We start from the raw sequence: 12,055 nt of genomic DNA, 5'->3' as shown, positions 1-12,055 counted from the left end.
GGGACGATCCTATATCAGGATGCGCAGCGGCGATACAGCAAGGCCCATGCAGCCAATAGCATGCTGAGTCCGGCCAGGCTCCATTGGTTCAGCGTCGGAACGCTGGTGGGTGCAGCAGGTGGAGCGATATAAGGTACCCCAACGAGCTGGCCACTGAAGAACGCGCGCAAGCCGGGGCCATTGGTGGAGCAGGCTGCATTGCCGCAGGTGGTGGACATGCCAAACGCCAGCTCGACGGTACCCGGTGTATTGGAGAGGGGTGCCGACGGTTCAATGTCGAGGTAGGTCACATTGGTCAAGTCGCTCTGGTTGCTGGAGGCGACAAAGATAAGCTCCGGCAGGGCGTTGATGCAGTGGGGCGTGACACATTTGCTGCGAAAGTCTGAGGCGCCTCCGACACTGCCTGCCGTGGTGCTCAGCTGCACGTTGCTGTAGGTGTCGCTGTCGGCGTCATAGACAAAAGAGCCGGTGGCCGTGCCGCCATCGTCAAAGGTCACGTCCTTCAAGGTCCACTGCAGCGGCGCGGCTTGGGCGGCGGCAGTGAACGCCAGAGAACTGAGCGCCAGCGCGGCGGATGCCAAAAGTTTGTTCATGGTGTCTCCCTCGGTGTAAAAGGAGACGAAATTAACAACATGTAACTTTAATAGCAATCCATATATTTGCTGGTTTTCAGAAAATTCTTTGTTTCGTTGTCTAAATCTCAGTTTATTGAGAAAAGGCCATTCGCTAGCTGTCATCCCTCCCCAAGCACCTCTGTGCTTGTGCTTGTGGAGTAGCAGGTGCCCCCTCCGAAAATAAATGGATATGCAGCTAATTGTTGTCATGATTCATTTGATAAATAAATCAAGCCGCCTGAAGGCGGCCTTGGATCGGCTCAGCCTGTACGGCGGCGCAGGCGCTGCCTGCCCAGCAGTGCAAGCAGCGCTCCCAGGCCGATGGTGGCCCAGGGCACCAGCGCTGGCACAGCCTGTGGCGTGAGGGGCGGTGGTGGTGGAGGGGGCGGCACGACCACCGCTTGCACGGTAAAGCTGCCCACGCTCGATTGAACGCCTGGCTGGTCGCTGAGGTGGGCAATGACCTCGTAGTGGCCGGGCGCCAGGCCAGCCGGCCAAGTCAGTGAATATGCGCCACCACTGCCGATGACGGTGGTGGTCTGGCTGGTGCTAAATGGTGCTAAATCCATCAGGGCCGGAGAGTTGCAAGGTGATGGTGGTGCCCGGAGGCAAGGGCGTGGATGCGCTGCCGCCTGGTGCCGCCGACGTTGCGATGCCGCTCAGGTCCTGCGTCTGCGCGGTGGTGATGCGCGGTGCCTGCACGGCCAGCGTCACGGCCAGGGTTTGCAGAATGCAGGCAGGCTCGGTGGCGCCGCCCACGACCCATATTGGATCTCTTCAGCCAGGAGCTCCTTGCAAAACACCTTGGTTTTGTCTAAACATCGACTTCGGGAGTTCTCCGTGACTGCGCCCTGCTGCGGAAGAAATTCTGTAGCGCCGCTTGCCATGAGGCGCACAAAAAAGGGAGCTAGGCTCCCTTTTGGACGCGGTGGTCTGGATGGCCGGTGCCTAGCCCTGGTGCCGCTTGCGTGCAAAGAGCGCGCCTTCAGCTGCCAGCAGCATGCCCATCAAAGCCAGTGCCCATGCGCTCAAAGTAGGCACACGCTTGGCATCGCCGACATCGATAGGCAGGTCGTCGTCGTTGACTTGCACGCTGGCCTGGCTGTCGGGCCCGAGCGTATAACCGGGCCCGGCCAACAGCTGCAACAACGCGCTGACGCTGCCATCGCCTATGACGGTATTGGGCGTTGCGGTGATCGTGCAGTTGCTCTGCGTCGCCCCTGCTGCGACGAGCACGGGAGAGGTGCAACTGCTGGTGTAGCGGCTGCTGCCGGGTGGCGGGCTGAGGCTGATGCTGCTACCGCCGGCGGGTGCGGGCTCGCTCAGATTGATGATGCAGGTAGAGACCTGGCCTGCAGCGTCCACCAAGCTGCTGGGTGTGCAGCTGAGGTTGACCACGGGCGTAATGGGGATGTCAACGTCGTCGTTGCGGATGCGGACCTCGGCCGCTGACGGGGTGCCCAGCACATAGTCATCTGTTGCGGCAGGTGTGGCCAACGCCAGCGCTGCGGTCACATCGCCATCACCGGGCGTGGTGTTGGGCGTGGCGGTGATCGAGCAACTGGCCGTTGTCTGCCCGGCTGCTACCACGATGGAGCTGCCGCAGCTGCTGGTGTAGCGTGGGTTGGCTGCTGGTGGGGTCAGGGCAATGGCCATGCCGCCCGCCGGCGCAGCCTGGTCCAAGGTGACTGTGCAGTTGGAGATATTGCCCGCCGCATCGACCAGCGCATCGGGGGTGCAGACCAGGGTCGCGGTCAGCTTGGGCAGGCAGGCGGCGGCATCGCCACTGGTGGCGCCAGCGGTGCTCTGGCTGGGTCCTACGGTGCCTGCAGGGATGCTCATGATGCGTGTGCCCAGGCCATAAAAGGCCAGCTTGTCAGTTGCATTGGGCAGCCGTGCTGCTGCACCATACGGGCTGTTGAACGGGGCTGGTGATACAGCTGCCAACGTCTCAACGGCACCGGAAGACAGGTTGAATCGGTAACTCACCGATGTTCCCGTGATCACATTCCCCGTCGTTGCGATGCCATAGGCCCATTGCCCGCTGGCGTCAATCGCAAAGTCGCCCGATTGCGCGCCGGGAATATTGCTGGCCAGGTTCAAGGTGCCCACATAGAGCGGCGGGGTCTGCGTCACATCGATCTTGAAGACGCGGTTGAGTGCGCCGCCGGTCTGGAAGTTCGCCAGGTACATGATGCCGGTGACCGGGTCAATATCGGCGGCGTTGAAATTGGGCCCCAGGCGCAGGTCAATCGCACCGCTGACCAAGGTGCTGGGATCGGTGGGGTCGGTCTGGTAGGTTCCCAGTCCGCTCACGATGCCCAGGTTGTCCACGCCATTGCGGCCATAGCGCAGCATCTCGTAATAACGAGTATGGCTGCGCCATCCACCGCCCGCTGCACTGCCCCAACCCGCTGCCGGGCTGGTATCCCAGTTGTTGTCCCCGTCGACGGCGCGCATCGTATAGATATAGCCATCCTTGCCCATGCCGCCGGCGACGGAGGCGCCCGCCGGCAATGGCGGATTGGGCGGCGTCAGTCCAATTTCGCGCGCGGACACGGTGGGCGCTGCGGCACCACTCCAGATGGGAGCAATGGCAACCGCGCCGGTGGCGGGGGCGGTCGCCAGATCCAGGATCGCCGTGGGCGGTGTTCCGGTGGCGGCCGGGCCGGTGTAGCGGGTCAGATAGAACGATTGCCCGCTGGCATCGCAGCGCGGAAGCGGAGCGCCCGATGCTGCCATGGCCACCGGGGCCAGAGAGGCCGCAGCTATTGTGACTAATCCTGTTTTGAGTATTTTTATTTTGTTATTTAACAACATGGACAATCTCCTTTTTCAAGGATTACATCGTAAACAGCCTTTCTGTGAATGCCAGTGGCGTATTGTCAATGAATGTTTAAACACCCTTGCTGGTGATTTTTATTAATATTAAAGTAATCTATTCTGATAGTTGTCTGGTAAATCTCTGAATAGAGTTTGTAGTATACCTATTGATTTGCAAGCCTGCGATGCTATGTTTTTTATGGCTTTAAATGTCAAATGCAATCTATAAATAATAAACATTTGTTCAAAACTATTGAATTTATTTGCAATTGTTTAAATTAGGAGCATCGTGCCCCGGAAAAATGCTTACCCTTGCATGAAAATAAACACTGAAAATCACTAGATGCTTACATGGTCATAAACCCTGGGCAGAAATGAAACGACCCGATGGACCAGGTCGGGTCCATCGGGTTGGAGGGTCCAGATCGGCTGAGTGGCGGGCTCAGGACTTGACCAGGGGACACTTGCCCTCGGACAGCGGCCGGAAGGCCTGGTCGCCCGGGATGGTGGCGATGATCTTGTAGTAGTCCCAGGGTGCCTTGGATTCCTCGGGCTTCTTGACCTGCACCAGGTACATGTCATGCACCATGCGGCCGTCCTCGCGGATCTTGCCGTCGTCGCTGAAAAAGTCCTTGATTGGCATCTTCTTCATCGCGGTCATCACTGCGGCGGTCTCGTCGGTGCCGGCCGCTTCGACTGCCTTGAGGTAGTGCATCACTGCCGAGTAGGTGCCGGCCTGGGCCATGGTCGGCATCTTGTTCATGACCTTGAAGTACTTTTGCGACCAGGCGCGGCTCTCGGGCGTGCGGTCCCAGTAGAAGGCGGTCGTCGCATACATGCCTTGGGCGGTCTTCAGGCCCAGCGCATGCACGTCCGAGATGAACATCAGCGCAGCGGCCACCTTTTGCTTGTCGGTGATGCCGAACTGGCGGGCGCTCTTGATGGAGTTGATGGTGTCGTTCACGCCATTGGCCAGCGCAATCACATCGGACTTGGAGGCCTGCGCCGTCAGCATGTAGGACGAGAAATCGGGCGCATTGAGCGGGTGCTTGACCGTGCCGATCACCTTGCCGCCGTTCTTGTCGACGGCGGCCGTGATGTCGTTCGACAGCGCCTGGCCAAAGGCATAGTCCACCGCCACGATGTACCAGCTCTTGGCGCCGCCTTCGGTTACCGCTTTGACGGTGCTGTTGGCCGTGGCATAGGTGTCGTAGGTGTAGTGCACGATGTTGGCCGCGCAGTTCTCGCCGGTGATCGAGCTCGAGCCCGCCTCGGTGTTGATCAGCACCTTGTTCTTTTCCTTGGCCACGGTGGCGACTGCGTTGTGCACGGCGGTGTTGCCCAGGCCGATGACCATGTCCACGTTCTCGCGGTCAAACCATTCGCGGGCGCGGGTGGCGCCAATGTCGGCCTTGTTCTGATGGTCCACCGACAGCAGCTCGATGGGCTTGCCCAGCACCGCGCCGCCAAAATCCTTGATCGCCATCGTGGCCGCCGCGACCGTGCCCTTGCCGCCAATATCGGCGTAGGCGCTGGAGGTATCGCTGATCACGCCAATGCGCACGGCGTTGTCGGATATGCCCTGCGCCCATGCGCCAGAGGCCAGGCCAACAGATGCAAGCAAGGTCGTCAAACAAGTGGTTCTGAACTTCATGGAAATGGTCTCCTGGTATTTTTATCGTTGGCCACGGCCAGGTGGGTTTGCCCCGCAGTCAAAGGGTTCAGGGCAAGGGGTTGGGCCTGGTGGGCACGGCGTAGCGGGTCGCACAAAGAGGGGGCAAAGGGGTTGGCGCAAAGCCAGGTGGGGCAGGGCGGAGGTGTCAGGTCATGCGGCGCTCCTTGGTGGGTGGTGTCTCGTTGGCATGCTGGCCCTGCAGCTCGGCCAGGATCATCGCCTTGAGCTTGAACTTCTCGATCTTTTGCGTCAGCGTGCGCGGGAACTGCTCGACCACGCGGATATGGCGCGGGCGCATGAACTTGGGCATCTTGCGCTCGCACCAGTCGTGCAGCGCCTGGCGGTCGATCAGCTGCTGCTCGCGCGCCACGACATAGACGACGACATCGTCCTCATCGCCCTCGTGCGCGGGGATCGCAAAGGCGGCCGTCATTTCGACGGCCGGGTACTGGTTGACCATGTCCTCGATATGGAAGGATGAGATGTTCTCGCCCCGCACCCGGATGCGGTCACCCATGCGGTCGACAAAGCTCAGGCTGCCATCGGCATGGCGCAGCGCCGAGTCGCCGGTGTGGAACCAGAGATTGCGAAAGGCCTTGGCGGTGGCCTGGGGCTTGCCCAGGTATTCGACCAGCAGGTAATAGGGAAGCTTGGACCGAAAAGCCAGCTGCCCGGCCACGCCCACGGCGCATTCACCATCGCGCTCGTCCAGCACCGCTGCCTCTACAAAGAGGCTCGGATGGCCCAGGTAGCCCTTGCCCACCTGGCCGGCCTGCGCCGGGCCCTGCAGCTCCAGGCCCAGGGCGGCCGCCTGCGCGCGGATGGCCTCGCGCGTCTGCCCGCGCCGGTAGGCGGGCGGGGATTCGCAGCTGGCGTCTGTCTCTTCGATGATGGTGAAGCAGGACATGCCCGACTCCGTCTGGCCAAAGCCGGCGGTCACAAAGTCAAAGCCAAAGCGGCGCGCAATCTCCGCATGGCGCTGGGGCAGTGGCTGCATGTAGACCTTGTTGAGGCTGTTGTGGTGGTCGGTGGCCGCTGGCGGCGCCTTGGCCAGCCAGGAGATCATCGTGTCCACCAGCACCGCGCTGGTGGCGCCACTGAGCGCAATGCGGCGCCAGAAGTCATTGGGGCTGAAGCGGTCCCAGCAGGCCAGGCCACTGCCGGCCCACACCGCCCGCACCACATTGAACACCGCGCCGCCCACGTGGTACATCGGCAGGTCGTTGTAGACCACGTCGTGGCCGTTGAGCATCTGGCGGAACAAATAGGTGTACTGGTTCATCCAGCGGTGGCTTTGCACCACGCCTTTCGATGGCCCGGTCGTGCCCGAGGTGTAGATGATGTTGCACAGGTCGTCATAGGCCAGGGCCACATCCGGTTTGGCAGCGGGCTGCAGCAGCGCGGCCCAGTCCGTCTCCAACTGCGGGCCGCGGTAGACCACGCCGACTGTCACCGCATCATGGCTGCCGGCGGGCGGCTCGTAGACCACCACATGGGCCAAGGGCGCGACCTGGCTGAGCTCTTCGCTAATGGCATTGAGGGCCGGCACCAGCGCGCGTTCGGCCAGCAGCATCACCGGCTGGGTGTCGCCAATCTGGTAGGCCAGCAGGCGCTCGGTCAGCCCAAAGTTGATCGGTGCAAAGATGGCGCCGGCCTTCCAGATGCCAAACATCGCCAAGGCACTGATGAGCTGGTTGCGCATGAACACCGACACCGGCATGCCCCGGCCGATGCCGGCAGCGGCCAGGTTGCCGGCGATGGCATCGGTGATGCGGTCAAACTCGGCATAGCTCAGGCGCACATCGTCTTCGCCATACAGGTAGAAGAGCTGCTCGCCCTTGGTACGCGCCCAGTGCGCCAGGCGCTCGGTGACCAGTTCGCCATCGCGCTGCAAGAGTTCCAAAAGCGCCTGGTTATCCAGCGCCGCAACGGGGTGGGCTTGCGCGTTCATGCGGCGCTCGCTTTCTGCGGGTCCTTCAACAGGCGCCGCAGCACCTTGCCGGTACCCGTCGTCGGCAGCGCCTCCCGAAACTCGATCTCGCGCGGTGCCTTGTAGACCGACATCTGCTCGCGGCACCAGTCGATCAGCTGCTGCGCGCTCACCGCCGGCGCGCCCTTGCGGGCAATCACCACCGCCTTGACAGCCTGGCCTTTGCTTGGGTCATCGATGCCGATCACTGCCACCTGCGCGACCGAGGGGTGCTTGATCATGATGGACTCGACCTCCTCGGGGAAGACGCTGTATCCCGAGACCTTGATCATTTCCTTGAAGCGGCCGGCAAAGGTCAGGTAGCCATCGCTGTCGATCTTGGCCATGTCGCCCGTGTGCACCCAACCGTCCTTCAAGGTGCTGGCCGTCGCCTCGGGCTTGTTCCAGTAGCCCTTGAAGTTGCCCGGGCTGCGCAACACCAGCTCACCGACCTGGCCGGCGGGCAGGTCCTGGCCGGTGCCTGCATCGATCACGCGGCATTCCACCCCTGCGATGGGAATGCCGTGCGCGCCCCATTTGATGGCATCGACGGGCATCGAGGTGTCCCAGGTGTGGGTTTCGGACATGCCATAGGTCACCTCGAACAGCTGGCAGTTGGGCGCAAAGCCTCGCCACTGCTCGGCCAGCGCCTGGTTGATGGTGATGCCAAAGCTGGTGCTGGGGTTGATGCGCAGCGCGCTGAGGTCGTAGCTATGCGCAGCCTCGACCTGCATCACCGCTGCATTCATGCTCGCCACGCTGTACCACCAGGTCACCCGGTAGCGCGCCAGCGCCTGCAGCACCTGCACGGGGTCAAAGCGGTACAGCAGCACGCAGCTGATGCCGGTGTAGAGCGTGACATTGAGGCCGATCAGCATGCCCGCAATGTGGTTCAGCGGCGCGACGGCCAGCATGGTGTCGTCATCGCGGATCGGGTTGTTGTCGGCCGCGGCATGCGCCTTGAACAGGGCGTTGCGGTAGCTCAGCATCGCGCCCTTGGGCAGGCCGGTCGTTCCCGAGGTATAGGTCATCAGCGCCACATCGTCCATGTCCAGCGGGCCCACATCGGGCGCGGGCAGGGGCTCGCGCAGGCAGTCCACAAAGTCGGTCGTGCCATCGACATGGCGCTTGGGCGTGTTGATCTCCGCGGGCACGTCGATCGTTGGCTGGGCCGGCAGCAGATCGGCGTAGTGGGTCAGGAACACATGTTCAATCGCCGTCTTGGGGCGCGCCGCCTGCACGATCTCGTAGAGCACATCGGCCGCGACGATCACCTTGGCGCCCAAGTCGGAGAGCTGGTACTCCAGCTCATGGCCCTTGAACAGCGGGCTGCAGGGCCCCACCACCGCGCCCAGCTTTTGGATGCCGACATGCGCAATCACATACTGCGGACAGTTCTGCATGAACAGGGCCACCCGGTCCCCCTTGACCACACCGCGCTGCTGCAGCTGGCGCGCAAAGGTGTCGCTCATCTGGTTCAGCTGCGCCCAGCTGATGGCGGCTCCGTACCAGATAAAGGCGGGCTTGTCGGGCTGGGTGCGCGCGTGCTGGCGCAGGTACTCATGCAAGGGCTTTTCTTGTTGCCGGTAAGCGATAGGGGCCATGGTGTCTCCTACGGTCCTGGTGTTTTTGGGGATCTCGGTCGCAGTGTTTGGGTGAGGCGGGGGCGGGTTGGCTACCAGGGCGATACACCCGATGCCGCCCGCCCCGGGCTGGCCGCTGGCAGGCTGGCGAGCATGCTGGCCAGCCAGTTGCGGGTCTGCGCCGGGTCGATCACATCGTCGATCTCGTTGTAGCTGGCGACATTCAGCGCCTTGCCCTGGGCATAGATCTCATCGGTCTTGGCCTGGAAATAGGCGGCCTTCTCGGCGGCGTCCTCCAGTGCTTCCAACTCGCGCCGGTAGGCCAGGCGTACCGAGCCTTCAATGCCCATGGGCCCCAGCTCGCCGGTGGGCCAGGCCACGGTGGCCACCGGCACAAACAGGTTGCCGCCCAGCATGGCCTGCGCGCCCAGCCCATAGGCCTTGCGCAGCACAATGGCCAGCACGGGTACCTTGATATGGCTGGCCGTCACAAAGATGCGGGCAAAGTGCCGCACGGCTGCAGCCTTCTCGCTCTCTGGCCCCACCATAAAGCCCGGCGTATCGCACAGCGACACGACCGGCAACCCGTAGTTGTCGCACAGCTCCAGAAAGCGCGATATTTTGTCTGCGCTGTTGGCATCGAGCGCGCCGCCCAGGTGGCTGCCATCGTTGGCCAGCACGCCCACGGCCTGGCCTTCCAGCCGGGCAAAGCCGGTGACGACGCTGCGGCCAAAGTGCTCGCGCAATTCCAGAAAACTGCCGCTGTCAAACAAGGTCTGCACCACCGCGCGGATGTCGTAGCCCTTGACCCGGTTCTCGGGCACCAGCGCGCGCAGCAGGCGCTGGTCGGCACATGCGCCTGGTGGCAGCTTGCCCTGCACAAAGCCCAGGTAGGTCTGGGCCAGCGTCACCGCCTCGGTCTCGTCGCGTGCCAGCAGGTCGATCACGCCGTTGCGGGTCTGCACGCTCACTGGCCCAACGTCATCGGCCGCCACCACGCCCAAGCCGCCGCCCTCGATCATCGCCGGCCCCGCCATGCCGATGCTGGCATCCTGCGTCGCGATGATCACATCGCAGCAGCCCAGCAGGGCGGCATTGCCGGCAAAGCAGCGGCCCGAGACCACGCCAATGGTGGGGACCTTGCCCGACAGCCGCGCCATGTGCGTGAAGGTCGTGAACTCCAGCCCCGACACGCCCACATAGTCGGTGTCGCCGGGCCTCCCGCCGCCGCCTTCGGCAAACAGCACAAAGGGCAGGCCCAGGCGTTCGCTGGTGTGCACGATGCGGTCCATCTTGCGGTGGGCCATAAAGCCCTGGGTGCCGGCAAACACCGTGTAGTCATAGGCCATCACCGCGCAGCGCGCCTGCTCGGGTCCAAACTGCTGGCCGTTGATACGGCCCAGGCCGGTGATGGTGCCGTCGGCGGGGCTGACGCGAATCAGCTCTTCCTCGCTGCGACGGCCGCGTTGCATGGCCAAGGTCAGGCCGCCGTATTCCACAAAGCTGCCGGCATCGAGCAATTGGTCGAGGTTCTCGCGTGCGGTGTTCTTGCCGTGGCGCCGGCGCTTGGCCACCGCTTCAGGGCGGGCCGCATCCATCAGGCCCTGCTGGCGCTGCAGCACCTTGGCCAGGTCGGGGCGTATCGCATCGAGGTCGGCCTGTTGCTGCTCTGCGGCCATCGCATTGGCCGATGCATCGGGCAGCACCCAGCCGAGCAGGGTGCCCGCCGCCACCACCTCGCCCAGCAGCGCCGCGCGCGCCACAAAGCGGCCGCCTTGGGCCAGGTACACGCTGTGCTCGAGCTTCATCGCCTCCAGCACTGCCACCGAGGCACCCCTGGCCTGCACGGTATCGGCATCCCGCTCTAGCGCAATCAGCCGCCCGCGCATCGCAGCGCGCACCGCATGGGCGCCTTCTGGCAAAGCGGGCTCGTCGTTGGTGCCGGTCTGCGCGGCGTTCTCGCTGGTGCGCTGCGGATCAGGCTGGCGCTGTGCTGCCAGCACCGTGGCAGCCGCATGCAACGCCGGGCCTTGGCGTTCCACATAGGTGGTATCGATCTCGCCGCGTAGCACCTGCGCATCGCGCAGCAGCGCACGCAGGTAGTCCAGGTTGGTCTCCAGGCCCTGGATATGGAACTCGGCCAGCGCCCGGTCGGCCTTGGCGCAGAGCACCTCAAACTGGCTGGGACCGCTGACGATCACCTTGGCGAGCAGGGAGTCATAGTTGCCCGAGGTCTCGTAGCCGGTATAGCCAAAGCTGTCCACGCGCACGCCCGGGCCGGTGGGCGGTTCAAAGCGCGCCAGGGTGCCGCCCGTGGGCAGGGCCTGGGCATCGGGCTGCATGCTTTCCATGTTCACACGCGCCTGCAGCGCAAACTGGCAGGGCAGCGGCCGTGCCTGGTCCAGGCCCAGGTCTTGCAGGCTGGCGCCATCGGCCAGCGCAAACTGCAGCGCCACCAGGTCCAGGCCGGTGATGGCCTCGGTGATGGTGTGCTCCACCTGCAGGCGCGGATTGCATTCGATAAAGATGTACTGGCCGCTGCGGCTGTCGACGAGGAACTCCACCGTGCCCAGGCCTTGGTAGTGCATCGCGGCGCCCAGGCGGCAGGCATGCTGCAGCAGCTGCGCGCGCACCGCGGCGCTGATGAAGGGGCTGGGTGCAATCTCCAGCAGCTTCTGGTGGCGGCGCTGTAAAGTGCAATCGCGCTCAAACAGGTGCTGCACCGCGCCGCTGCCGTCGCCCACGATCTGCACCTCGATATGGCGGGCGCCGCCGATGAGCTGCTCCACATAAAGATCGCTGCGGCCAAAGGCGCTGAGCGCTTCGGAGCTGCAGCGGTCAAAGGCTGCGCCCAGGTCTTCCACGGCCATCACCGCGCGCATGCCCCGCCCGCCGCCGCCTGCCAGCGCCTTGAGCATCACCGGCCCGCCCAGCTGCTGCATGAAGGCCTGGGCCTGCGCCAGGCTGGTGGCGCTGTGCGTGCCTTGCGCCACCGGCACCTGTTCGCGCTCTGCCAGCGCGCGCGCCTGGGCCTTGTCGCCAAAGGTCTCCAGCGCCTGGACCGAGGGGCCGATAAAGCGCAGGCCCGCTGCCCTGCAGGCTTGCGCAAAGGCCGCGTTCTCGCTCAAAAATCCATAGCCGGGGTGGATGGCATCGCAGCCTTCCTGGCGGGCAATCTCAATCAGATGCGCGCCATTCAAATAGGCGGCTGCGCCCTGGGCGCCCAATGCGCGGGCATGGTCGGCCGCGCGCCGGTGCAGGCTGGCTGCATCGTCGCTGGCATAGACTGCAACGCTTGCGATGCCCCGGTCTGCGGCCGTGCGCGCAATGCGCACCGCAATCTCCCCCCGGTTGGCGATCAATACCTTGTGCATGGAACTCCTTTGTCTCT

Annotated in this window: 8 protein-coding genes; all 8 read right to left on the bottom strand. The window is 63.7% G+C overall.

Translation table 11 applies throughout. The features are described 5' to 3' along the window. Nucleotides 1-14: 14 nt before the first annotated feature. The 8 genes from DCO45_RS02485 to DCO45_RS02450 all read right to left on the bottom strand — a co-directional run bounded on the left by DCO45_RS02485 (nucleotide 15) and on the right by DCO45_RS02450 (nucleotide 12,038). Nucleotides 15-593, bottom strand: coding sequence for an IPTL-CTERM sorting domain-containing protein (locus DCO45_RS02485; RefSeq protein WP_165841102.1), 579 nt, complete (start codon nucleotides 591-593; stop codon nucleotides 15-17). Nucleotides 594-874: 281 nt separating this feature from the next. Beyond that, nucleotides 875-1,183 carry a hypothetical protein gene (locus DCO45_RS02480; protein ID WP_116924332.1) on the bottom strand — a complete coding sequence of 103 codons (309 nt, stop codon included), beginning with the start codon at nucleotides 1,181-1,183 and terminating at the stop codon, nucleotides 875-877. Then, nucleotides 1,164-1,373 carry a hypothetical protein gene (locus DCO45_RS02475; RefSeq protein ID WP_116924331.1) on the bottom strand — a complete coding sequence of 70 codons (210 nt, stop codon included), beginning with the start codon at nucleotides 1,371-1,373 and terminating at the stop codon, nucleotides 1,164-1,166. Before DCO45_RS02475 ends, DCO45_RS02480 begins: the two co-directional genes overlap by 20 nt. Before the next feature lie 189 nt (nucleotides 1,374-1,562). Further along, nucleotides 1,563-3,356 (bottom strand): hypothetical protein, encoded by a 1,794-nt coding sequence (locus DCO45_RS02470; protein ID WP_116924330.1) that lies wholly within the window; start codon nucleotides 3,354-3,356, stop codon nucleotides 1,563-1,565. A 523-nt stretch (nucleotides 3,357-3,879) separates the two neighbouring features. Then, nucleotides 3,880-5,091 (bottom strand): ABC transporter substrate-binding protein, encoded by a 1,212-nt coding sequence (locus DCO45_RS02465; protein WP_116924329.1) that lies wholly within the window; start codon nucleotides 5,089-5,091, stop codon nucleotides 3,880-3,882. Between the two features lie 166 nt (nucleotides 5,092-5,257). Further along, the gene (locus DCO45_RS02460; protein WP_116924328.1) at nucleotides 5,258-7,063 is read right to left on the bottom strand and encodes an AMP-binding protein; all 1,806 of its coding nucleotides are present in this window, start codon (nucleotides 7,061-7,063) and stop codon (nucleotides 5,258-5,260) included. Further along, the gene (locus tag DCO45_RS02455; RefSeq protein ID WP_116924327.1) at nucleotides 7,060-8,685 is read right to left on the bottom strand and encodes an AMP-binding protein; all 1,626 of its coding nucleotides are present in this window, start codon (nucleotides 8,683-8,685) and stop codon (nucleotides 7,060-7,062) included. Before DCO45_RS02455 ends, DCO45_RS02460 begins: the two co-directional genes overlap by 4 nt. A 71-nt stretch (nucleotides 8,686-8,756) precedes the next feature. Continuing rightward, a complete protein-coding gene (locus DCO45_RS02450; RefSeq protein ID WP_116924326.1) occupies nucleotides 8,757-12,038 on the bottom strand; it encodes a carboxyl transferase domain-containing protein in 3,282 nt (1,093 codons plus the stop codon). Between the last annotated feature and the right edge of the window lie 17 nt (nucleotides 12,039-12,055).

The sequence above is a fragment of the Comamonas sp. JNW genome, assembly GCF_003105075.1.
Classification (GTDB): Bacteria; Pseudomonadota; Gammaproteobacteria; order Burkholderiales; family Burkholderiaceae_C; genus Comamonas; species Comamonas squillarum.
The sequence above is the reverse complement of the archived record's forward strand: the minus strand, read 5'-3'. Positions and strand labels throughout refer to the sequence as shown.

Excerpts from the sequence above, each read along its gene's own strand:
- DCO45_RS02455 (WP_116924327.1), bottom strand. The coding sequence starts at position 8,685 with ATGGCCCCTATCGCTTACCGGCAACAAGAAAAGCCCTTGCATGAGTAC.
- DCO45_RS02485 (WP_165841102.1), bottom strand. The coding sequence starts at position 593 with ATGAACAAACTTTTGGCATCCGCCGCGCTGGCGCTCAGTTCTCTGGCG.
- DCO45_RS02465 (WP_116924329.1), bottom strand. The coding sequence starts at position 5,091 with ATGAAGTTCAGAACCACTTGTTTGACGACCTTGCTTGCATCTGTTGGC.
- DCO45_RS02480 (WP_116924332.1), bottom strand. The coding sequence starts at position 1,183 with ATGGATTTAGCACCATTTAGCACCAGCCAGACCACCACCGTCATCGGC.
- DCO45_RS02450 (WP_116924326.1), bottom strand. The coding sequence starts at position 12,038 with ATGCACAAGGTATTGATCGCCAACCGGGGGGAGATTGCGGTGCGCATT.
- DCO45_RS02470 (WP_116924330.1), bottom strand. The coding sequence starts at position 3,356 with ATGGCAGCATCGGGCGCTCCGCTTCCGCGCTGCGATGCCAGCGGGCAA.
- DCO45_RS02460 (WP_116924328.1), bottom strand. The coding sequence starts at position 7,063 with ATGAACGCGCAAGCCCACCCCGTTGCGGCGCTGGATAACCAGGCGCTT.